19 protein-coding genes and 2 tRNA genes are annotated in these 21,987 nt (G+C 72.0%); 13 read left to right on the top strand and 8 right to left on the bottom strand.

Annotated features, from left to right (window positions below; genetic code table 11):
• Nucleotides 1–113 precede the first annotated feature (113 nt).
• Nucleotides 114–644, bottom strand: coding sequence for a hypothetical protein (locus ACPA54_RS13225; RefSeq protein WP_423529225.1), 531 nt, complete (start codon nt 642–644; stop codon nt 114–116).
• A 356-nt stretch (nt 645–1,000) separates the two neighbouring features.
• Here ACPA54_RS13225 and purD point away from each other — a divergent pair, with 356 nt between their 5' ends.
• The 4 genes from purD to ACPA54_RS13205 all read left to right on the top strand — a co-directional run bounded on the left by purD (nt 1,001) and on the right by ACPA54_RS13205 (nt 6,991).
• Nucleotides 1,001–2,260 carry a phosphoribosylamine--glycine ligase gene (gene purD / locus ACPA54_RS13220; RefSeq protein WP_345674171.1) on the top strand — a complete coding sequence of 420 codons (1,260 nt, stop codon included), beginning with the start codon at nt 1,001–1,003 and terminating at the stop codon, nt 2,258–2,260.
• A 391-nt stretch (nt 2,261–2,651) separates the two neighbouring features.
• Nucleotides 2,652–4,037, top strand: coding sequence for a hypothetical protein (locus ACPA54_RS13215; protein ID WP_423529223.1), 1,386 nt, complete (start codon nt 2,652–2,654; stop codon nt 4,035–4,037).
• 330 nt (nt 4,038–4,367) lie between these two features.
• Entirely contained in the window at nt 4,368–5,927 is a 1,560-nt protein-coding gene (locus ACPA54_RS13210; RefSeq protein ID WP_423529221.1) for a N,N-dimethylformamidase beta subunit family domain-containing protein, read from the top strand.
• Nucleotides 5,928–6,088: 161 nt separating this feature from the next.
• Nucleotides 6,089–6,991, top strand: a complete 903-nt coding sequence (locus ACPA54_RS13205) for a phosphoribosylaminoimidazolesuccinocarboxamide synthase (RefSeq protein ID WP_423529219.1) — start codon at nt 6,089–6,091, stop codon at nt 6,989–6,991.
• 144 nt (nt 6,992–7,135) lie between these two features.
• On the opposite strand, the gene ACPA54_RS13200 is transcribed toward ACPA54_RS13205, so the two are convergent.
• From ACPA54_RS13200 to ACPA54_RS13190, 3 genes are all read right to left on the bottom strand, one after another.
• A tRNA-Gly gene (locus tag ACPA54_RS13200) sits at nt 7,136–7,211 on the bottom strand.
• 90 nt (nt 7,212–7,301) lie between these two features.
• A tRNA-Gly gene (locus tag ACPA54_RS13195) sits at nt 7,302–7,373 on the bottom strand.
• A gap of 272 nt (nt 7,374–7,645) precedes the next feature.
• The gene (locus ACPA54_RS13190; protein ID WP_345674175.1) at nt 7,646–7,963 is read right to left on the bottom strand and encodes a histone-like nucleoid-structuring protein Lsr2; all 318 of its coding nucleotides are present in this window, start codon (nt 7,961–7,963) and stop codon (nt 7,646–7,648) included.
• A gap of 723 nt (nt 7,964–8,686) precedes the next feature.
• Between ACPA54_RS13190 and purS the strand changes: the two genes are divergently transcribed.
• The 4 genes from purS to ACPA54_RS13170 all read left to right on the top strand — a co-directional run bounded on the left by purS (nt 8,687) and on the right by ACPA54_RS13170 (nt 12,286).
• The gene (gene purS / locus ACPA54_RS13185) at nt 8,687–8,935 is read left to right on the top strand and encodes a phosphoribosylformylglycinamidine synthase subunit PurS (protein WP_345674176.1); all 249 of its coding nucleotides are present in this window, start codon (nt 8,687–8,689) and stop codon (nt 8,933–8,935) included.
• Nucleotides 8,932–9,609 (top strand): phosphoribosylformylglycinamidine synthase subunit PurQ, encoded by a 678-nt coding sequence (purQ, locus tag ACPA54_RS13180; RefSeq protein ID WP_345674177.1) that lies wholly within the window; start codon nt 8,932–8,934, stop codon nt 9,607–9,609. The genes purS and purQ overlap by 4 nt, the downstream gene beginning before the upstream one ends.
• Entirely contained in the window at nt 9,606–11,897 is a 2,292-nt protein-coding gene (gene purL / locus ACPA54_RS13175; RefSeq protein ID WP_423529216.1) for a phosphoribosylformylglycinamidine synthase subunit PurL, read from the top strand. Before purQ ends, purL begins: the two co-directional genes overlap by 4 nt.
• A gap of 209 nt (nt 11,898–12,106) precedes the next feature.
• Nucleotides 12,107–12,286 (top strand): hypothetical protein, encoded by a 180-nt coding sequence (locus ACPA54_RS13170; RefSeq protein ID WP_423529214.1) that lies wholly within the window; start codon nt 12,107–12,109, stop codon nt 12,284–12,286.
• A gap of 30 nt (nt 12,287–12,316) precedes the next feature.
• On the opposite strand, the gene ACPA54_RS13165 is transcribed toward ACPA54_RS13170, so the two are convergent.
• Together ACPA54_RS13165 and ACPA54_RS13160 are read right to left on the bottom strand one after the other, a co-directional pair.
• Nucleotides 12,317–13,381 (bottom strand): hypothetical protein, encoded by a 1,065-nt coding sequence (locus tag ACPA54_RS13165; protein ID WP_423529212.1) that lies wholly within the window; start codon nt 13,379–13,381, stop codon nt 12,317–12,319.
• Between the two features lie 669 nt (nt 13,382–14,050).
• On the bottom strand, nt 14,051–14,359 hold the full coding sequence (locus tag ACPA54_RS13160; RefSeq protein WP_423529210.1) for a hypothetical protein: 309 nt from the start codon (nt 14,357–14,359) through the stop codon (nt 14,051–14,053).
• Nucleotides 14,360–14,586: 227 nt separating this feature from the next.
• Here ACPA54_RS13160 and ACPA54_RS13155 point away from each other — a divergent pair, with 227 nt between their 5' ends.
• The 3 genes from ACPA54_RS13155 to purM all read left to right on the top strand — a co-directional run bounded on the left by ACPA54_RS13155 (nt 14,587) and on the right by purM (nt 18,386).
• Nucleotides 14,587–15,375: a maleylpyruvate isomerase family mycothiol-dependent enzyme gene (locus ACPA54_RS13155; RefSeq protein ID WP_423529209.1), complete on the top strand. Its 789-nt coding sequence runs from the start codon at nt 14,587–14,589 to the stop codon at nt 15,373–15,375.
• Between the two features lie 243 nt (nt 15,376–15,618).
• A complete protein-coding gene (purF, locus tag ACPA54_RS13150) occupies nt 15,619–17,175 on the top strand; it encodes an amidophosphoribosyltransferase (RefSeq protein ID WP_423529207.1) in 1,557 nt (518 codons plus the stop codon).
• Between the two features lie 143 nt (nt 17,176–17,318).
• On the top strand, nt 17,319–18,386 hold the full coding sequence (gene purM / locus ACPA54_RS13145; RefSeq protein ID WP_423529205.1) for a phosphoribosylformylglycinamidine cyclo-ligase: 1,068 nt from the start codon (nt 17,319–17,321) through the stop codon (nt 18,384–18,386).
• Between the two features lie 218 nt (nt 18,387–18,604).
• Here the strand turns inward: purM and ACPA54_RS13140 are convergent, their stop codons facing one another.
• Both ACPA54_RS13140 and ACPA54_RS13135 read right to left on the bottom strand, forming a co-directional pair.
• Nucleotides 18,605–18,850, bottom strand: coding sequence for a DUF3073 domain-containing protein (locus tag ACPA54_RS13140; RefSeq protein ID WP_345674185.1), 246 nt, complete (start codon nt 18,848–18,850; stop codon nt 18,605–18,607).
• 239 nt (nt 18,851–19,089) lie between these two features.
• Nucleotides 19,090–20,205: a Glu/Leu/Phe/Val family dehydrogenase gene (locus ACPA54_RS13135; RefSeq protein ID WP_423529203.1), complete on the bottom strand. Its 1,116-nt coding sequence runs from the start codon at nt 20,203–20,205 to the stop codon at nt 19,090–19,092.
• A gap of 124 nt (nt 20,206–20,329) precedes the next feature.
• Between ACPA54_RS13135 and ACPA54_RS13130 the strand changes: the two genes are divergently transcribed.
• Nucleotides 20,330–21,211: a DUF8083 family protein gene (locus tag ACPA54_RS13130; RefSeq protein WP_423529201.1), complete on the top strand. Its 882-nt coding sequence runs from the start codon at nt 20,330–20,332 to the stop codon at nt 21,209–21,211.
• Between the two features lie 469 nt (nt 21,212–21,680).
• A complete protein-coding gene (gene bldC, locus ACPA54_RS13125; RefSeq protein ID WP_003949541.1) occupies nt 21,681–21,887 on the top strand; it encodes a developmental transcriptional regulator BldC in 207 nt (68 codons plus the stop codon).
• Nucleotides 21,888–21,987 lie beyond the last annotated feature (100 nt).

Raw genomic sequence — 21,987 nt, 5'->3', positions numbered from 1 at the left:
CCCTGGTTGGCGGTCGGGTGTGGGGGCGGTGGTGGCCGGGGCCGGCCCCGGGGGGGGGGGGGGGGGGGGGGGGCCGGGGGCGGGGGCCCCCCCCCCCCCCCACGGCCGATCGGTCACCAGAATTCGACGGACGAAGCCTTGTCGTTGATCCACAGCGGCACGTTTCCGCCCGGGGAAAGCAACTCGTAGTAGCCGGCCCGGTCCGAGGTCAGGTTCGAGCCGTCCCAGAGGCGGATCCCGCACATGTTCTCGACCCAGGCGGCGCTCACCCTGTCGTTGAATGCGGTCAGGTTTACCCAGTGATAGCTTCCGCAGCCCGCACTGCTCACCAGCACGAAAGAATTCCCGGTGTTATTCGTGTCCTGGTAGAGAATCGCGTGGACCGTCGAACCGATCGCGTTCGCGGAAAGGTCCTCGACGGCGGCCGTGTTCGGCTGCGCCGGTGCGTTGGTCACCTTCCCCCCGGTCAGCGACGCGGTCAGCTCGGTGAACGTGGCATAACACGTGGTCTTCTGCGTGTCCGCCGAGTAGACGCAGTGCCGGCCCGCCTCGGTGGGCGCCGCCTGGGCCGTCGCCGTGCCGCCGAGCAGGGCTGCGGCGAGCGCCGTCGCACCGGCCGCGGCCGCTATTCGTTTGCCGATCATGTGCACTCCGATCGTGTATCCCACCCGGACCCGGGATTACGGCCACGGCGATTTCGACAGGCCCCCGGTCGTCCATACGCAGGCGCATGCTAGACCGGCCAACCGTTCGAATGGAAGGAGAATGGCCGGGAACGGGCACGGCCTTCCTGGATATTCTGGCCGGAATGTGATCATGCTTTTCCGGAAAGCGGAAAAGGGTATTCCGGAAAGGCGTCGGGGAAAACCCGTTCGTCCCGGTGTGGGAAAACGCCGGGAGGTATGCCGTGCCGTTTTCAGGTCAACCCGGGCAGGCCGGGAAACGCCCCCGCGGAGGCGCGCCCGACCGGCCGCGCGGACCGGGCACTACGCTCGACCCCGTGAAGGTCCTCGTCATCGGCAGCGGTGCCCGCGAGCACGCGCTTTGCCGCTCGCTGTCCCTCGACCCCGCGGTCGACTCCCTCTACTGCGCGCCCGGCAACGCCGGCATCGCCGCGGTCGCCGAGCTGCGCCCGGTCGACGCGATGAACGCCGCCGCCGTCGCCGACCTGGCGGCGGACCTTGGCGCCGACCTGGTGGTCGTGGGCCCGGAAGGCCCGCTGGTGGCGGGCTGCGCCGACGCCGTACGGGCGCGCGGCATCGCGTGCTTCGGCCCGTCCGGCACCGCGGCGCGGCTGGAAGGCTCCAAGGCGTTCGCCAAAGAGGTCATGGCCGCCGCGGGCGTGCCGACCGCCCGCTCGTACGTCTGCACCACGCCGGAAGAAGCGGACGCCGCCCTCGACGCGTTCGGCCCGCCGTACGTCGTCAAGGACGACGGCCTCGCCGCCGGCAAGGGCGTCGTGGTGACCGACGACCTGGAGGCCGCCCGCGCACACGCCGCTTCGTGCGGCCGCGTGGTCATCGAGGAGTTCCTCGACGGCCCCGAGGTGTCGCTGTTCGCTGTCACCGACGGCACCACGTCGCTCGCGCTGCAGCCCGCGCAGGACTTCAAGCGCATCGGCGACGGCGACGCCGGCCCGAACACCGGCGGCATGGGCGCGTACTCGCCGCTGCCGTGGGCGCCGCCCGGGCTGGTCGAGGACCTCATGGCGACCGTCGTGCGGCCGACCGTGGACGAGATGCGCCGCCGCGGCACACCGTTCTCCGGCGTGCTGTTCGTCGGCCTGGCGCTGACCTCGCGCGGCCCGCGCGTCATCGAGTTCAACTGCCGCTTCGGCGACCCGGAGACCCAGGTCGTGCTGGCCCGGCTGAAGACCCCGCTTGCGGGCGTCCTCAACGCCGCGGCCGTCGGACGCCTCGGCGACCTCGAACCCCTGCGCTGGCGGGACGGCGCCGCGGTGACCGTGGTCGTCGCCGCCGAGAACTACCCGGGCACGCCGCGCACCGGCGACCCGATCGAGGGCCTCGACGCCGCGGCGCAGGTCCCCGACGCGTATGTGCTGCACGCGGGAACCCGCCGCGGCGAAGACGGCGGCGTCCTCTCGTCCGGCGGCCGCGTGCTGTCGGTGACCGCCACCGCCGACACGCTGGCCGCGGCCCGCGACCGGGCGTACGAAGCCGTCGCCCGGATCTCGCTGGCGGGCTCGCAGCACCGGACGGACATCGCGGCGCGGGCGGTCAAGGGAGAGATCACCGTCTGACCGCGGCGGCCGCGGCGCCGGCCGCCGTCCACAGCCTGTGGATCACGCCACGGCGTCGGAACCCGCCTTCCGCCGGTCGGATCACCACACCGACCGGTGTGCTTTCGAACCCGACACGGAGCCTTCCGTGTCGGGTTCGGTCATATTCGTGACACGAGGGGCCGATGTGCTCCGCTCGGCCGGTTCCGGGTGGGTTCGGCTCACTCCTGCGGATGGAGTTCGGCCTGATCCTGGCCCTACGGGGAACTCGTCGCATTATCGTGCGAGCACTGCGGTTCGTAGTCGCTCGAACCGCTATGAGTGATGCCTTCGATGTTCCCCGAGCCTGGATGGGGGCGAACGGGTGACCGGTGCCGCAGATGCCCGCGCGCGAGCGCGCAGCGTCCTGCGCTTGCGCACAGGTGCGATTGCCTGTGCCGGCGCGGCCGTCGCGTTCCTCGTTGTCGCCGCCCGCCGCGGACTCGGCCAAAGCACCGCCGGGATCGCGCTGGCGGCCTTCGCGGCGGCTCTCGTCGTGCTGATCCTGTGGGCTGCCCTCGGCCTGCTGCTGGTGCGCCGCCCCGGTGCCGCCGCGGTGCCGCTGCGGCCGGAGGACGCCCCCGAGTTCCACCGCATGCTCGGCGACCTCGCCGCGGACCTGCGTGTCCCGGTGCCCGCCGAGGTCCGGGTGTGCCCGGAATGCGACAGCTGGCTGGAGCAGGACACCACGCGCCGCTGGGGCCGCTCGCGCACGGTCCTGGTGGTCGGCGCCCCGTTCCTGTGGTGGCTGCGCGTCGGGGAGCTGCGGGCCCTTCTCGCCCCGGTGGTGGCGGGCACCGAGCCGGCCGCGGACCCGGCGATCGCGGCGGCCCGGGCGTGGATCCGGCGGCTGGACGCCGTCGCGCACCCGTACGCGTCCCGCACCCGCCCCGCCAAGGTGTCCCCGTGGACCGCACCCCTGCGCCGCGTCCCGCGCGCCTTCGCCCGCCAGCTCCTCGACCTGACACGCGGTCCCGCGGAATGCATGGAACGCGATATCGCCGCCTGGGCGGCCTCCCGCGCGCAGGACGTCGAAGCCCCGCTCCGGGCCACCGCGCACGAGCAGGTCGGCCTCGCCTACGCGGGCTGGGACCGCCTGCTGACCCGCCTCGCCGCGCCCGCCTGGAACGTGCACCGGTACCCGGACGCGCTGATGGCCGGCGTCGTCGCCGCGCTCACCGACCTGTCGCAGCGCGACCGGCTCGCCGACGTCTTCGGCGCCCGCCTCGCGGAACGCCCGGCCAGCGACCTGGTCGCGGCCCCGGCGGCCATCGACGCCCAGGTCTCGTGCCTGGCCGCGGACATCTTCGCGGACCCCGTCCCGGACGGCGCGGCGCGCGTCGCGGTGTCGTGGGCCGAGTACCCGGCCCGGGTGATCGAGCCGGTCTGGCGGTCCCGCGCCGCCGTCCTCGTCGAGGCGATGGACGCCTCCGACGGGCAGCCGGGCCCCGCGTGCGTCGGCCGCGTCCTGGACCGCCTGCGCGACGGCGCCCGCCCCGGCGACCGCGCCGCGTTCGACCCGGAGCGCATGACCGAACACGTCATCGCCCTGGTCGCCTGTGCCGCGGTCGACACCGGCCGCATGTTCGCCGCCGTCGACTGGCTCGACGGCGCGGTCCTGGTCGACGCGGCGGGCCGCACCGCCGACCTGCCGGGCCTCGTCGGCCGCGCCGTCGACGACGGCGACGACCGCCCCCTGCGCACCTGGCTCGACGGCATCGGCGTCCGTACCGCAGAGCCGATCCGCTTGGGCGGCTGAGGGGACACGCGGCGGTCGCTCGCCGCGGCGGCGTGCGGCAGCGGCCCCGACTCGCCGCACCGCCGGCCGGTCCCTTCGGGCAAGCACCCCGGGAATCACCCAAACGGGTGCAACCGTCCATCCCTGCGCATTCGTTCCTTTGGTAAGACGAACCGAGCGTGGCAGTGCGTGATGTGACGTACCGTCATATTCCGGCGGTGCGCCACGCGCATGCCCTGATCGCTCCGGTGGTACCCGCCGGGATACGCCCCGTGCCGTGCACCGCGCGGGGCGGACGGCAGACCCGGCCGCACGGGGAAGCCCGTGCGGCGCCGAGCAAGGAGCAGCGAAGTGCCGCTGGTGAACCGGCGCCAGGCGCTGGGAGCGTTGGGCGCCGCGGGCGCGGGAGCCGCCGGACTCGCGTGGTGGGGCGCCACCTCCGACCACGGCGGGACCGCGGGGTCCGTCCCGCCCGACGTGGCGCCGCCCCCGACCGTGCCCGGCCGGGCCGCGCCCGCCCCCGGCGTACCGCCCGCCGATCCACACCGGATCGCGGCGGAGAATGCCAAGACCGGCAGCACCGCGTGGAAGCCCGGCCGCGGCGGAGTCCGGGCCGCGAACGACATCGGGCACCCCATCAAGGGCTACGCGTCCGCCACCAGCGTCGGCGCCGGCGAACGCCTCGATTTCCACGTCTCCGTCGCGCCCGCCGGGCAGTACACCGTCGCGATCTACCGGCTCGGCGACTACGCGGGCGCGGGTGGCCGCCACCTGGTCACGAGCCCGCGCCTGAACGGCGCCCCCGGTGCCCCCGCGGCGCTGGACGTGTCCAGCGGGATGCTGTCGTGCGACTGGCCGGTCGGGTGGAGCCTCGACATCCCGAAGGACTGGACGTCCGGGGCCTACCTCGCGGTGTTCGACGACGAGCACGACAACCGCAACTACACGGTGTTCGTGGTGCGCGACGACCACCGCTCGGCGGACTACCTGGTGGTGCTGCCGTTCTCGACCTACCAGGCCTACAACCAGTACCCGCTCGACGGGCGCACCGGCAAAAGCCTCTACTACGGCTACGGGCCCGCGGGCACCCCGACGTACCCGTCCCGGGCGCGCAAGGTGTCGTTCGACCGCCCGTACATGAACGACGGCATGCCGACCCGCTTCGACCTCGACCAGAACGCCGTCTCCTGGATGGAGCGCTCCGGCTACGACGTCGCCTACGCGTCGACGATCGACATCGAAACGGGCCGGGTGAACCCGTCCTGGTACCGCGCGATGGTCTTCTGCGGGCACGACGAATATTGGTCGGATCCCATGCGCGGCCTGGTCGAGCGCGCCCAGCAGGCCCGGGTCGGCCAGGCGTACCTCACCGCCAACAACATGTACTGGCACGTCCGGTTCGAGAACAACGCCCGCGGCGTCGCCAACCGCGTCATGAACTGCTGGCGCGAGGACCCCGACCCGGGGGCGCCGACGCTGTCCGCGCCGACCGACATGTGGCGCCGGATCCGGCGTCCCGAGCAGGAGTTCCTCGGCATCCAGTACAACGGCATCGTCGCCGCCCCGACGCCCCTCGTCGTCGCGCAGTCCGCGCACTGGATGTGGCAGGGCACCGGGGTGCGCGACGGCGACGCCATCCCGGGCGTGGTCGGCGGCGAGGCGGACGGCGTCGAGTCGGGTATCCCGGTGCCCGCGGGGGTGCGGCAGGCGCTGCTGTCGCAGTCGCCGTACACGCTGCGCAGCGGCGAACACCAAGTGCAGAGCACATCGTTGTACGAGCGCCCGGACGGCACGCTGCTGTTCTGCGCGGGCACGTTCAACTGGGCGCTCGCCCTCAACCACCCCAAGTACAAGGACCCGCGCATCCAGCGGGCGACGCACAACCTGTTCGAGCGGCTCCGCGGGGTCTGAGCCGGCGCCGGGCGGGCGGCCGAGGCCCCGGCCGCCCGCCCGGTATCGGCGGCTACGGCCCTTTCGGGCGGCCCGGCGGTGCGTGAAAGACTCGGCGCACCGACCCGGGCGTCGCGGCCCTGCCGCCGTGCGCCGTCCCGAGCGAACCAGGGGAAGCACCCGTGAGTGGTTTCGTCACCAAACCCGAGCCCGTCGAGGTACCGGGACTGATCCATCTGCACACCGGCAAGGTCCGCGACCTCTACACGGACCCGGACGGCAACTTGGTGATGGTCGCGAGCAACCGCATCTCCGCGTTCGACTGGGTCCTCGACCCGGAGATCCCGGACAAGGGCCGCATCCTCACATCGCTGTCGCTGTGGTGGTTCGACCTGCTGTCCGACCTCTACCCGAACCACGTCCTGTCGACCGAGCTGCCCGCGGGCGCGCCCGCCGACTGGGCCGGGCGCACGCTGGTGTGCCGCCGCCTGGACATGGTCCCGGTGGAGTGCGTCGCCCGCGGCTACCTGGCCGGCTCCGGCCTCGAGGAGTACCGCGAGCACCGCACCGTGTGCGGCGTCACGCTGCCGGAAGGCCTGGTGGACGGCTCGGAACTGCCCGCGCCGATCTTCACGCCGGCCACCAAGGCGGCCGTCGGCGAGCACGACGAGAACGTCACGTACGACCAGGTCGCCGCCGAGGTCGGCGCCGACCTCGCGACCCGGCTGCGGCACGCGACCCTCGCCGTCTACACGCGCGCCCGCGACATCGCCCGCGACCGCGGCATCATCCTGGCCGACACCAAGTTCGAGTTCGGCCTCACGCCGGACGGCGAACTGGTGCTCGCCGACGAGGTGCTGACGCCGGATTCGTCGCGCTTCTGGCCGGCCGACGCGTGGCAGCCGGGGCAGACCCAGCCGTCGTTCGACAAGCAGTTCGTGCGCGACTGGCTCGCGTCGCCCGCTTCCGGGTGGGACCGCAAGTCGGAGAATCCGCCGCCGCGGCTGCCGGACGAGGTCGTCGAGCAGACCCACGCGAAGTACGCGGAGGCATACGAGCGGCTCACCGGGCGCCGCTGGAGCTGACCGGGCACCGGACGGGCCGGCGCACCCCGTGTGCGCCGGCCCGTGCCCCCGAGGGTCGGATGCCGGGGGACAGGGGAGCGCGCCGAAGTTCCGTACCGGGCAACGCAAAAGGCCGGATCACCTGAGTGATCCGACCTTTTGATCTGGAGCGGACGACGAGATTCGAACTCGCGACCCTCACCTTGGCAAGGTGATGCTCTACCAACTGAGCCACGTCCGCATGACTCGGGCTCTCGCCTTCGTCGTGCCACCACTCTACCCCATCGTCGGAGCGGTCTTGACCGCCCCTCCGACGAGGTTCGTGGAGCCGAGCAGGTGACAGGGATCGAACACTGCGCCTCCCTCTTGGAAAGAGGGCGCTCTGCCACTGAGCTACACCTGCGTGCCTTCCGGGTTTCCCCGGCTGCAAGAAGAACACTACCGGACGCCCGGAGTGCTCGAGCATCGATTCCCACGCGCTATGTCACGGTGTGTCGGATTTCCCCGGAAAATCCTTCGAAACGATGTCCGCCGGATGGGTGTTCGCCGGATGGCCGGCCGCCGGCGAGGTACTCGTGATCGCCCTGTGATGGCGCCCCGGGCAGGCATGCCGACGCGGTCGGCGATACCCGGGTTCCGGGATTGCCGACGCGGTGGCCGGGATAGCGGGCGCCGCTAGTTGGCGGCTTCGAATTCCTGGTAGATCGAGCGCGGAATGCGGCCGCGGGTTGGCACGTCCATCCCCTGCGAGCGGGCCCAGGCGCGGACCGCGGCGGGGTCGGGCGCGACCGTGGTCTGCTTGTACGGCTTGCCGGACTTGGCGGTGCGGCGGGCCGCCCCGACATACCGGCCGAGCAGGTCGCGCATCTGCTGGGCGTGGTCTTCGGACAGGTCGATTTCGTACGACTTGCCGTCGAGGCCGAAGTGGATCGTCTCGGCGGCGGCACTGCCGTCGAGATCGTCCTGAAGCGTCACCACTACGCGCTGGGCCATGGCGGGTGTCCTCTCCGGCGATGACCTGAGGAATAAAGAAAACCTCAATGTCGAGTATAAGTGCGCGACGGGAAGCGACAAACGGTGCGTCGGTACGATCTTGGCGCCGCTTCCGATAATTTACTGCCGGGGCATTCAATTCCCCGGGTTGCCGATATTCGCGGGCGTGGCGCGCCGCCGTCAAGGGTCGGGCGGCGGCCGGTGCGGGCGGGGGACATTGCCCGAACGGCGACGGAACGTTTCGGCAGGCGCGCGGCGGTGTGTCGGGGGGCGCCGGGGGAGGTCCGCGCGCCGGGTGCGCGAAAGCGTGCCCCGGCGGTCGCGCTGTGCGAGCGGGTGCACACGGACCGACTTGTCCACAGGCCTGTGGAAAACCTGGAGGGGTAGTGGATAGTGCTCCGTCTGCCTGTGTACATCACCCTTGCCGTCTCGGTAATTTATTGACATTTCCGCAGGTCGGGCCGGGTGATCAGATCATCCGACCAGCTCAGCGGGCCTGTGGACAACCGATCGGGTGTACGCACCCAGCCTGTGGACAACCTGCGCGCTGTGGATAACCCCACCTCCGCGCGGTGTCCACCGGAGCCGCCCCGGTAGGCTGGGGGCGCCGAAGAGGGGGTCCGCACCGGTCCCCGAGGACCAGCAGCAGGACCCTGTCGGCCGGCCCGTCAGTCTGCGACCGCGGCTGACCGACAAGTCCGCACCAGCACAGTGGGAGTGCGCGTGGCACGCGTCGTCGTCGACGTCATGCTCAAGCCGGAAATTCTCGATCCCCAGGGCCAGGCCGTGCAGCGCGCGCTGCCCCGCCTCGGATTCGCCGGGATCAGCGATGTCCGCCAGGGCAAGCGATTCGAACTCGAAGTCGAAGGCCCGGTCGACGATGCCGCCCTCGCGCGCATTCGCGAGGCCGCGGAAACCTTCCTGGCCAACACCGTCATCGAGGACTTCACCGTAAGGGTCGAGGACCAGTGACCACTCGGATCGGCGTCGTCACGTTCCCCGGCTCCCTCGACGACCGCGACGCGCAGCGCGCCGTGCGGCTCGCCGGCGCCGAGCCGGTCGCGCTGTGGCACGGCGACAAGGACCTGCGCGGCGTCGACGGCGTGGTGCTGCCCGGCGGCTTCAGCTACGGCGACTACCTGCGCTGCGGCGCGATCGCCCGCTTCTCCCCGGTCATGGAGGCGCTCATCGCCGAGGCCAAGGCCGGCCTGCCGGTCCTGGGCATCTGCAACGGCTTCCAGATCCTGTGCGAGTCGCACCTGCTCCCCGGCGCGCTGACCCGCAACGACCACCTCCACTTCATCTGCCGCGACCAGAAGCTGCGCATCGAGAACGCGGACACCGCGTGGACCGGCGACTTCGCGCAGGGCCAGGAGATCGTCGTCCCGCTCAAGAACGGCGAAGGCGGCTACGTCGCCGACGAACGCACCCTCGACATGCTCGAAGCCGAAGGCCGCGTCATCGCCCGCTACCTCGACGTCAACCCGAACGGCTCGCGCCGCGACATCGCCGGCATCACCAACGAGGCCGGCAACGTCGTAGGCCTCATGCCGCACCCGGAGCACGCCGTGGAGCCGCTGACCGGGCCGACCACGGACGGCCTCGGGTTCTTCACCTCGGTACTGAAGAAGTTGGTCGACGCATGACACTCGACACCGTTGACAAGGCCAAGGACGACTCGAAGGACGGCGCCTGGCTCCAGGACGGGCCGGTCGGCGCGCACACCTTCGGCCAGCCGTACGCGGAACTCGGCCTCAAGGACGACGAGTACCAGCGCATCGTCACCATCCTCGACCGGCGGCCGACCAGCTCGGAGCTGGCCATGTACTCGGTCATGTGGTCCGAGCACTGCTCCTACAAGTCGAGCAAGGTGCACCTGCGCCAGTTCGGCGAGAAGGCGCCCGCGTCGGACGCCATGCTCGTCGGCATCGGCGAGAACGCGGGCGTCGTCGACGTCGGCCAGGGGTACGCGGTGACCTTCAAGGTCGAGTCGCACAACCACCCGAGCTACGTCGAGCCGTACCAGGGCGCCGCGACCGGAATCGGCGGCATCGTCCGCGACATCCTCGCGATGGGCGCCCGCCCGGTCGCCGTCATGGACCCGCTGCGCTTCGGTGCCGCGGACCACCCGGACACGCGCCGCGTGCTGCCCGGCGTCGTCGCCGGCATCGGCGGCTACGGCAACTGCCTGGGCCTGCCCAACATCGGCGGCGAGGTCGTCTTCGACCCCTGCTACCAGGGCAACCCGCTGGTCAACGCGCTGTGCGTGGGCGTCATGAAGCACGAGGACATCCACCTCGCCAAGGCGTCCGGCACCGGCAACCTGGTCATCCTGTACGGCGCCCGCACCGGTGGCGACGGCATCGGCGGTGTCTCGGTCCTCGCGTCCGAGACCTTCGACGCGGACGGCCCGGCCAAGCGCCCCGCCGTGCAGGTCGGCGACCCGTTCCAGGAGAAGCTCCTCATCGAGTGCACCCTGGAGGTCTTCGCCGAAGACCTGGTCACCGGCATCCAGGACCTCGGCGGCGCGGGCCTGTCCTGCGCCACCTCGGAACTGGCCTCGGCCGGCTCCGGCGGCATGCGCGTCGACCTCGACAAGGTCCCGCTGCGCGACGCGACCCTCGCTCCCGAGGAAATCCTCATGAGCGAGTCGCAGGAGCGCATGTGCGCGATCGTGGAGCCCGCGAAGGTCGAGCGGTTCCTGGAGATCTGCGCCAAGTGGGACGTCATCGCCACGGTCATCGGCGAGGTCACCGACGGCGACCGGCTGGAGATCTTCTGGCACGACGAGCAGATCGTCGACGTGCCGCCGCGCACCGTTGCCCACGAAGGCCCGGTCTACGAGCGCCCGTTCGCCCGTCCGGACTGGCAGGACGCGCTGCAGGCCGACGGCGCCGAGAGCCTCCCGCGCCCGGCGAACGCCGAGGAACTCCGCGCCACGCTGCTGCGTGTCGTCGGTTCGCCGAACCTCGCGGACAAGTCCTGGATCACCGACCAGTACGACCGCTACGTGCTCGGCAACACGGTCCTGGCGCAGCCCGAGGACGCCGGCATGGTCCGCGTCGACGAGGACACCAACCTCGGCGTCGCGGTGTCCACCGACGGCAACGGCCGGTTCTGCAAGCTCGACCCGTACGCGGGCGCGCAGTTGGCGCTCGCCGAGGCGTACCGCAACGTCGCCACCACCGGCGCCCGGCCGCTCGCGGTCACCGACTGCCTCAACTTCGGCTCGCCCGAAGACCCGGGCGTCATGTGGCAGTTCGCCGAGGCGACCAAGGGCCTCGCGGACGCGTGCCAGATCCTCGGCACGCCGGTCACCGGCGGCAACGTGTCGTTCTACAACCAGACCGGCGAGGTGGCGATCCACCCGACGCCGGTGGTGGGTGTGCTGGGCGTCATCGACGACGTCACCCGCCGCACCCCGATCGGGTTCCGCGAGGAGGGGCAGATCATCCTGCTCCTCGGCGACACCCGCGAGGAACTGTCCGGCTCGGTCTGGGCGGACGTCGTGCACCACCACCTCGGTGGCCGTCCGCCGGCCGTGGACCTGGAGCGCGAACGCCTGCTCGCCGAGATCCTCATCGCGGGTTCGCGGGACGGCATGATCGACGCCGCCCACGACCTCGCGGACGGCGGCCTCGCCCAGGGCCTCGTCGAGGCGTGCCTGCGCGGCGGCCACGGTGCCCGCATCGTGCTGCCGGAAACGGTCGACGCGTTCGTCGCGCTCTTCAGCGAGTCGGCGGGCCGGGCGATCGTGGCGGTGCCGCGCAGCGAGGAACTCCGGTTCACCGACATGTGCAAGGTCCGGCACTTGCCGGTCGCCCGCATCGGCGTCGTCGACGGCGACACCCTGGACATCCAGGGCCAGTTCACCGTCGGCCTCGACGAACTCCGCGCCGCGAACACCGCCCCGCTCCGGGACCTGTTCGCCTGACGGACGCACCGGGCCCGGGGTCGCTCCGCGCGGAGCGGCCCCGGGTTTTCGGCTTCTCGGCGGCGATCATCCACAGGGCCATGTGAATCGCCCGCTTCCGCACCACGCCGAGGTCTTCACGACCCGCGACGACGACCTTCTTCGTCGGCGCGACGGCGCCCGGCCTGTTCCAGGACACCGAGCCGGAGTTCGTCGGCCGCACGCAGGCGATGCTCGACGCGTACATCGACGCCTTCCACCGCATCGACCCGTTCGCGACGGTCGGCACCACCAAGCCGTTCCGCAACCGCCCGGGCCCGATCGGCCTCGACGGCGACCCCGACAGCCGCTTCCGCGACGAACACCACGACTATCTGCACCAGTTCCTGTTCCGTTGCCTCCGGTCGTGACGTGGTCGGTCCGCCGGTCCGCTGGGAGCGCTACTTCCCCAGCGCGTCCAGACGGAAGGGGCGGAACAGGCCGTGCCCGGACCAGTAGGGGTACGGGACGGTGCCGTAGTGGGCGCCTTTGCCGCCGCTCTCCTCGTACGCGTAGTAGCGGGTGTGGGCGTCGTCCGCCCAGCCCGCGAAGATCAGCGTGTGGCCCGCCGCGCCCGGTGCGGTGTTGACCAGGACATCGCCGGGCAGCAGCGCGTCCTTGCCGATCGGGTGGGCGACTTGGTGGAGGGTGTCGGTGGTGAGCCCCGGCGCGGGGAGACCCCAGGCCATGGAGACCATGCCGCTGCAGTCCGTGCGATAGCCCTCGAAGGTGCGGGACATGCTGTAGCCGAGCCCCAGGTCGGACCAGCGCTTGGCCCGGCGGAGGATCTCCGAACGTTGCGTGTCGGTGTCGCGGGCGCCCGTGTCCGTGGGCGTCAGCGCGGCCGAGGACGTGCCGGGTGGGTCGGTGGCGGGCACGGCGGCTCCGGAGGTGCGGGCGGCGGCCGGTGCCGCGTACCACCGCGATGGCGGCCGCAGCACCGCGGGTGGCGACACGACCGTGATGCCCGCGACGCGCGCACCGAACTCCACCGCGGGCGCACTGAGCCGGTCGAGGCGGAACGGCGGCACGGGTACGGGCCGATCTGGCCGCAGGATCGCGGCCTGCGGACGCACGTCCACGTCCGGCGGCGGCGTGCCGGCCGGGGACAGCTCGGCGAGCAGCAAAGGCGGCGGATCGGGCGGCGCCCCGTCGGCAATCGCCGCCAGCAGCTCCGCCGCGAACCGGTCGCCCGCGAGGTACCCCTCCGCACACGACCGCAGCAGCCCCGGAACCGCGTCGGTGGACGACTCCAGCCGCTCCAGCAGCGCGACGGCGGACGCCACGGACGCCTGCGCGGACGCCCAGGTATCCGGGCTCCACCGCGCGCTCGCCGCCGCCTCCGCATCCCCCGCGACCTGCTCCGCGGCCGCCGAGGCCGCCCCGACACCGGCCCGGAACGCCGCGAACGCGGAGGCAAGTTCACCGAGCACGGCGGGATCGACACGAAACGGTTCGGTGGACATGACGCACCTCCGGAAGGGCGGCCGCCGGCCGGGAACGTTCAGCGGACGGCGAGGGGAGACGAAGCCGAGGACGGGGCGAGCGGATGCGGGGTGGAGCGGACCGTGCTGCACGAGGGGCCGCGGCGGATTCGGACGAGTGGTTCTCATGGGCGGCGCTCCGGCGTGGATCGCCGACATCGCGGCACGACGAGCGGGCGGAGCCGCCGACGTGGTGGATGGCGCGGCGCGGGGCGTGCGACCGCTGCGGGGTGGCGGGTGCGCCTGGGACGACGCGCTCCACCCGCAGCGCTCACCCACCTCCGAGCGCGCAGGGCGGACGCCTCCGCGCGGCGGCCCGCAGGTGGCGCAGCCCGTAGGGCGTGCCCGCCGACCGTGTGGCAGCCGGCGTGGTTCCGCCGGGTGGACGGCGCCGCCGCACGCCGATGGCGCAGCGGCCGCCCACCCCGGCGCCGCACCGCCCACACCGAGCTTCCGCACCCCCGGCGCGCACCGCTCCCCCGGCCCGCCCGAAGGCGCGCTCGCAGGCGAACTCCCGCCGGCTCGCACCGCATTCGCGTGCTCTCGCCGTCGAGCGTTCGGCGAACCCCAAGTCGTGCCCGCCCGAAGGAGCCCGCAAGCCCGCACCACCCGGGCTTCCGAGCGTCCCGAAGTGGCCACCCGTCCAACCGCTCAGGGCACCCCTCGCGCCCTCGCCTCCTGCAACCCCCGCGCATGCGCCTCGAGTCGCCCCGCGGCCGTGCGGAGTTCCGTCGTGGCGGTGCTGCGCAGCGCGTCGGTGGTGTGGGCGTACAGGGCGAAGGCGTCGGCGGCGGGGCCGCGCCAGCGGGGTGCCCGGGCGCGTACCGCGGCGGCGAGGGCGACCGCGTCGGCGTCGAGTCGGTCGGCGGTGCGGGCGAGGGTGCGGGCAAGTGCGCTCGCGTGCGCGACCGAGGCCGGTGAGGGGCCAGACGGAGGACTGGGTGCGGCGGACGCGGACATATCCAGGCTCCTGAGCAGACGGAAGGTGGCAGGCGGATGGGGCGAAAACCCGGTTGGGAATCCCGAAGAAACCAACTGAATCCATGGTTGCCTTTTTCCGTCCCGTGCGGACTCGGGCGCGGCAGATTCGCTCGAATCTGTGGATAACTCGGCGATATTCCTCGGTCGCCCACAGGTATCGGGAAATCAGTTCGTCCAACCCTGCTTTTGGTCGTAGCCTTCGGCTCATGCCGCCCGCCGCACGCACGCCCGGAATCCGCCCCATCGACCCTGCCCGGCTGCGCGCCGCGCTCTTTGCCGAATGGCGCGCGCTCGTCGAATTCACCGACGCGATCGATCCCGCCCGGCGCTCCGAGCCGTCCGGTCTGGAGGGGTGGGCGCTCGCCGACCTCGTCGCGCATGTCGGCGGCGGGGTCGAGGCCGTGTCCCGCTGGCTCGCCCTGCCCACCCCGTCGGACAAGCCCATCACCGTCGAGCAGTGGGCCGGCGGCACCGCGGCCGCCGCGGAGGCCATCGCGCTGATGGCCGCCGAGCTGTCCGAGAAGGGCGTCACCCCGGCCGACTACGTCGAGGACACCGTCAAGCTGCTCGCGGAGACCTCGGACACCCGGATCACCGTGACCCGGGTCGGCCCCATGCGGGTCGCGGACATGCTGGTGACGCGGCTCGTCGAAGCCGTCGTGCACGCCGACGACCTGGAGCGGGCCACCGGGACGGCGTTCCCGCACGACCGCCAGGCGCTGGCGATCGTCACGCGGGTCCTCGCCGACGTCCTCGCGGTCCGCGCTCCCGGCCATTCCGTCGAGGTGCGCATCCCGCCGTTCGCCGTCGTGCAGTGCGTGGAGGGTCCCAAGCACACCCGGGGCACCCCGCCCAACGTGGTGGAGACCGACGTCCGCACCTGGCTGCGGCTCGCCGCAGGCCGGCTCACCTGGGTGTCCGCGGTCGACGACGGCACGGTCCGCGCCGGCGGCGAACGCGCCGACCTGTCGCCGTGGCTCCCGCTGCTGGGCTGACCTGCGGCGGCGAATCGTCGAGGGGTGGCGGTGCGCACGTCCTGTGGCGCACCGCACACCCCGCTCCAGGCTCGGCGGCGACCGCCGCTAACCCTGCGCGATCACCGCAGGTGGCAGCCCCCCGTGCCCGACCCCGTCGGCGAAAAGCGGACCGCGGCGAAGCCCCCGCCAACCGGCCCGTTCCCCGCGCCCAACCAGGCCCTCGGTCCTGCCGGTGCGCGGCGTCTGGTTAGACTCGACAACGTGCCACGTGGCGACGGACGACTCAACCACGATCTCTTCCCCGGCGAGAAGGGCCCGCAGGACGCCTGCGGTGTCTTCGGCGTTTGGGCCCCCGGCGAAGAGGTTGCGAAACTTACCTACTTCGGGCTTTACGCACTGCAACACCGCGGTACGGAATCCGCCGGTATCGCGGTGAGCAACGGCTCCCAGATCCTCGTCTTCAAAGACATGGGCCTCGTGTCCCAGGTCTTCGACGAGGCGACCCTGGGATCGCTGCGCGGCCATATGGCCGTCGGCCACGCCCGCTACTCGACCACCGGATCCTCGGTCTGGGAGAACGCCCAGCCGACGTTCCGGGCCACCGCGACCGGGAGCATCGCGCTCGGCCACAACGGCAACCTCACCAACACCGGTGAGCTGGCCCGCATGGTCGCCGAGCAGGGCCCCGACCGCGGCGAACTGAACTACCCCTACCAAGGCCGCATCGAGGCGAGCAGCGACACCGATCTGCTGGCGTCCCTCCTCGCCGGCCACCCGGACCTGTCGCTGGAAGAAGCCGCGATGCAGGTCCTGCCCAAGCTCCGCGGTGCGTTCTCGCTGGTCTTCATGGACGAAGGCACGCTGTACGCCGCCCGCGACCCGCAGGGCATCCGCCCGCTGGTGCTGGGCCGCCTGGAACGCGGCTGGGTCGCCGCGAGCGAGACCGCCGCGCTCGACATCGTCGGCGCGTCGTTCATCCGCGAGATCGAGCCCGGCGAGCTGGTCGCCATCGACGAGCACGGGCTGCGCACCCAGCGCTTCGCGGAGGCCGCCCCCAAGGGCTGCGTCTTCGAGTACGTCTACCTCGCCCGCCCCGACACCGCGATCGCCGGCCGCGGCGTGCACGCGGCCCGCGTCGAGATGGGCCGCCGCCTCGCGATGGAGGCGCCCGTCGAGGCCGATCTGGTCATGCCGACGCCGGAATCCGGGACGCCCGCCGCCATCGGCTACGCCGAAGAGTCCGGCATCCCGTTCGGCCAGGGCCTGGTCAAGAACTCCTACGTCGGCCGCACCTTCATCCAGCCCAGCCAGACGATCCGCCAGCTCGGCATCCGGCTCAAGCTGAACCCGCTGCGCGAGGTCATCGCGGGCAAGCGGCTGGTCGTGGTCGACGACTCGATCGTGCGCGGCAACACGCAGCGCGCGCTCGTGCGCATGCTGCGCGAGGCGGGCGCCGCCGAGGTGCACGTGCGCATCTCGTCGCCGCCGGTGAAGTGGCCGTGCTTCTTCGGCATCGACTTCGCCACGCGCGCCGAGCTGATCGCCAACGGCCTGTCGGTCGACGAGATCGCCAAGTCGCTGGGCGCCGACTCGCTCGCGTACATCTCGATCGACGCGATGGTGGAAGCCACCACCATCCCGAAGGACAACCTGTGCCGGGCGTGCTTCGACGGGATCTACCCGATCGAGCTGCCCGACCCGGAGCGTCTGGGCAAGCACCTTCTCGAAGGCCTGGAGCAGTCCGTGCGCAGCGATGCGGACGGCGTCCAGTCGCTGCTCGGGGGCGCGGGCGCCGAAGACGCGCTGCGCCGCCCCTAGAAGCCGGAGGCCCCGCACGAACGCGTGCGGGGCCCGCAGGCGCATCCCGGCCGGCGCCGTCCGTGTCCGGGCCCGAGCCGCCGAAGATCCGCCGAACCGCCTGATCCCCGCGTACCACCCCGACCCGAAAGGGCCGCACCGCCGTGACCGACACCCCCGCCTCTCCGGGCTCCACCTACGCCGCCGCCGGCGTCGACATCGAGGCCGGCGACCGCGCCGTCGAGCTGATGAAGACGTGGGTCGCGAAGGCCTCCCGCCCCGAGGTGCTGGGCGGTATCGGCGGCTTCGCCGGCCTGTTCGACGCGTCCGCGTTCAAGCGGTACGAGCGGCCGCTGCTGGCCACCTCGACCGACGGCGTCGGCACCAAGGTCGCCATCGCGCAGCGCATGGACAAGCACGACACGATCGGCCGCGACCTGGTCGGCATGGTCGTCGACGACCTGGTCGTGTGCGGTGCCGAGCCGCTCTTCATGACCGACTACATCGCCACGGGCAAGGTCGTGCCGGAGCGGATCGCCGCGGTCGTCAAGGGCATCGCGGAGGGCTGCGTGCTGGCCGGCTGCGCGCTGGTCGGCGGCGAGACCGCCGAGCACCCGGGCCTGCTGGCGCCGGACGAGTACGACGTCGCGGGCGCCGGCACCGGCGTCGTCGAGGCGGACGGCCTGCTCGGTGCCGATCGGGTCCGGGACGGCGACGTGGTGATCGCGATGGCCGCGTCCGGACTTCACTCGAACGGGTACTCGCTGGTCCGCCACGTGTTCCTCGCCCAGGCGGGCTGGGAGCTGGACCGGGACGTGCCGGAGTTCGGCCGCACGCTCGGCGAGGAGCTGCTGGAGCCGACCCGCATCTACTCGCTCGACTGCCTCGACCTGGCGCGCCGCACCGAGGTGCACGCGTTCTCGCACGTCACCGGCGGCGGCCTCGCGGCCAATTTGGCGCGGGTGCTGCCCGCCCACCTGGATGCCCGCCTGGATCGCGCCACGTGGGCGCTTCCGGCGGTGTTCTCGCTGGTCGGTGAGGTCGGCAAGGTCGCGCTTCCGGAGCTGGAGAAGACCCTCAACATGGGCGTCGGCATGGTCGCTGTGGTCGCCGCCGACGCCGCCGACGCGGCGCTTGCGGTCCTGGCCGAGCGCGGGGTCCCCGCGTGGGTCCTGGGGGGGATCACCGCGGGCACCGGCCAGGCGGTCCTGGAGGGGGCGTACGCGGGCTGACCCGGCGCCCGTGCCTGCACGCGCGCACGACGAAGAGCCGCCCGGCGCCGGAGGACCGGCACGGGCGGCGCATCCCGCCGCGCACGGCGGTGGGACCGTCGTCCTGGCGAAGCGACGGCAGCACAAAGGGTCCGGGACCCTGCCGGGTCCCGGACCGCTTGGGTGCTGCTTCACCCCTCACACGGGCGGCGGACCGTCACACGAAATCCGCGACGGGGTCAGCGCCGGCCTGAAGGGCCCGCGTCGTCCTCGTCGTCGTCATCGTTGTAATAGTCCGCATACGCCGCGTAGGGATCGTCGAGCTGGTCTTCGTACGCCTCGTCATCCGGTTGGACGCCTTGCGGCTCCTCGGTTGACGACACGCCCAGCTCTTCGGCCAGACGGTTCAGGTCCGTTCCGCCGCTGTTGTACTTCAGCTGGCGGGCGACCTTTGTCTGCTTGGCCTTGGCCCGGCCGCGCCCCATGGCTCGACCCCCTCAACGACGGGGCTCACGGCCCCGGGTCTTGACACGCGTTCACGATCAGAGACGGTTCATCCAAATACGGAAACCGCCCCTTGGAGCATTAACGGTACCTGCTTCCGCGGCGCGACGGTACGTCGCATGGGTGACAGGTGGGCTCGGACCCCGACCCGGTACCTCTGTTCCGGCTGGTCAGGGGCCTGATCGCAGGTCCTTTGCCGAGGCTGACGATACCGTGTGATTCAGCTTCCAAGGTAGATCCCGCGCAGACGACCCACATCCGCCATGCGCCGTTCGGCGAGCCGGTCGGCCGCGACCGCGGGCGGGACGCCTTCCTCGTCGGCCAGCGCGAACACCCGGGCGGTCGTCGCCCGGATGCCGGATGCCTTGCGCTTGGCCCGGTCGAAGTCGAAGCCGTGCAGTTCGTCGGCGACCTGGATGACACCGCCGGAGTTCACCACGAAATCGGGCGCGTAGAGGATGCCGCGGTCGGCGAGCGCCTTGTCGACACCGGCGTGGGCGAGCTGGTTGTTGGCCGCGCCGCAGACGATCTTGGCGGCGAGGTCTTCGACCGTGCGGTCGTCGAGCGCGCCGCCGAGGGCGCACGGCGCGTACACGTCGATCGCGTCGCGGACCAGCGTGTCGGTGTCGGGTGCCACGGCGATCTGCGGGTGCTTCTCGCGCAGTCGGGCGACGGCGTCCTTGTCGACGTCGGTGACCAGCACCTCGGCGCCGTCCTCGAGCAGGTGGGCGGCCAGGTGGCGGCCGACCTTGCCGACGCCGGCGATGCCGACCCGGCGGCCGCGCAGCGACGGCGTGCCCCACAGGCGCTCGGCGCTCGCCAGCATGCCCTGGAAGACGCCGTAGGCGGTCAGGACGGAGGAGTCCCCGGCGCCGCCCGAGTCCGGCGAGCGGCCCGTCACGAAGGCGGATTCGCGGGCGACGACGTCCATGTCCTCGACATACGTGCCGACGTCGCAGGCGGTCACGTAGCGCCCGCCGAGGGACTGCACGAAGCGGCCGTAGGCCCGCAGCAGCGCTTCGGTCTTGTCGCGCTTCGGGTCGCCGATGATCACGGCCTTGCCGCCGCCGTGGTCGAGCCCGGCGAGGGCGTTCTTGTAGGCCATCCCCTTGGCGAGGTTGAGGACGTCCGCGACGGCCTCGTCCTCGGTCGCGTAGGGGTAGAACCGCGTGCCGCCGAGGGCGGGGCCCAGGGCGGTGGAGTAGATCGCGATGACGGCGCGCAGGCCGCTCGCCTCGTCCTGGCAGAAAACCACCTGCTCGTGGCCGGTGCCCCTGCCGAATACGGGTCCCGGGGTGCCGGTCCGCGTCGTGGTGCCCGTGGTGCTTGTCGTCACTGTGGTGACTCCCGAGTCCGGCCCGCGGATGGGTGGTCGCGGGCGTCTGCCCCAACCCTAGGACCGCGGGGGTGCTGTGCGGGGGCGGCACCGCGGAATCACCGTGCCGTGCAACGATGCCGTCGTGCGGACTTCGGTGGTGGCCCCCTATTCGGCGTACCTGCGCGTCTACGAGCCGCTCGCGGCGTTCCCGGAGCCGGAGCGCTCGCGTTGGGCGAACTACGTGCGGGACGTCCACACGCGCCGCGTGTGGGGCGCGGGCGGCACGGCGGAGCTGACCGCCGAGGAGCAGCAGGCCTCGCTGGAAGGCATCCTGGCGACGCCGCCGGAGCCGGCACCGCCGCACGAGAGCGAGGACGCGTACGTCGCCGAGCTGGACGGCATCCCGCTGGTGTGCCCGCGGCAGACCCGGCTGCGGTGCTGGACGGCGATGGCCGAAATGCGCCGGGACTATCCGGAGGTCGTGCAGAACGCGTTCTTCCCGGGCCTGGTGCTGGCGCAGGCGCAGGCCGACCACGAGCGGTGGCGGCTGGAGAACCCGGACGTGCAGCCGCACATCCACAGCAGCACCTGGCATGTGCCGATGCGCTGGTTCGTGCTGTTCGCGCAGGACGAGCGGGTGCTGGTGGAGCCGGACGGCGACGGTGCCGGGGCCGCGGGCGGGTGGGAGCTGTACTACCGCACGCCGATGGTGCAGGCGCGGCGGCGGGTGGCGCGGGCGCTCCGGGTGCTCCGGGACACCCTCGAGGAGGGCGCGCTGATCACCGGTCTGGAGGACACCGGACGGTGGTTGGAGGAGTTCCATCCGCGCGCGATGGTGGAGCTGGACTTCGGCGGGCTGGTGCGATTGATTCCCACGGGGGACCTCGCGGACGAGCGGACGGCGGAGTACGTTTCCGAGGGCTTGGCCGCGTTGGCGGCCGGCGACGGAGCGCGTGCGTCGGAGGCGTACCGCCGGATCACCGAGCGGTGGTCCGCGGTGCGGGCGCTGGAGCACGCGAGCTGAGCGGACCATTCGTCAAGAACGCGCGGTTTTCTGAGATCAACATCTCATACCGCGCATACGGCTCCGAATGGTTCGTATATGATGAATCGGACAAAGAGCGCTTTGCTCTTGGTTCACCGGATGTCTCTCACAGCAGCTCCACCGCAGGTCGCCCACGGGTGCGACCTGCGGTTGTCGATGTGGCCCGAGGGCACGCACGGGGCCGGTCGGCCGGAAGTGACTCTTTGTCACGCACGGGTGACTGTCCGCTATGTGTGGCTCTTCGGGAACGCGCCGGTTGGGTGCTGCGATGCCAATTCCGGCGGTTTGGCCAACCGGGGCCGTCGGATGGTGTACTTGTACTGTGAAGGACAAGCCGTTCGTCCTATAACCGACTTGGCCCTCGAGAACCATTTCGGACATCGGGGGTCAAGGTGCAGAATTTGAAGAAAGAACCGCGCTGGGTTCGGTTCTTCCGAGGAGGCCGCTCATGACCGCTCGTACGCCTGATGCCGAGCCGCTGCTGACGCCGGCCGAGGTTGCCACCATGTTCCGCGTCGACCCCAAGACGGTCACGCGCTGGGCCAAGGCCGGCAAGCTCACGTCGATCCGCACTCTCGGTGGCCACCGCCGCTACCGCGAGGCGGAGGTCCGCGCCCTGCTCGCGGGCATCCCGCAGCAGCGCAGCGAGGCCTAAGCCGAGGCAGGGCCCACCTGCATCAGCCGTTGTCTTGAGTGCCGCCCCTCGGATCCCGCCGGATCCGAGGGGCGGCGCTTTTTCGTGCGCCGACCTGCGG

The sequence above is a fragment of the Uniformispora flossi genome (assembly GCF_049534875.1).
GTDB lineage: Bacteria > Actinomycetota > Actinomycetes > Streptomycetales > Streptomycetaceae > Yinghuangia > Yinghuangia aomiensis.
Note: the sequence above shows the minus strand (reverse complement) of the source record. Positions and strands in the feature narration are given on the sequence as shown.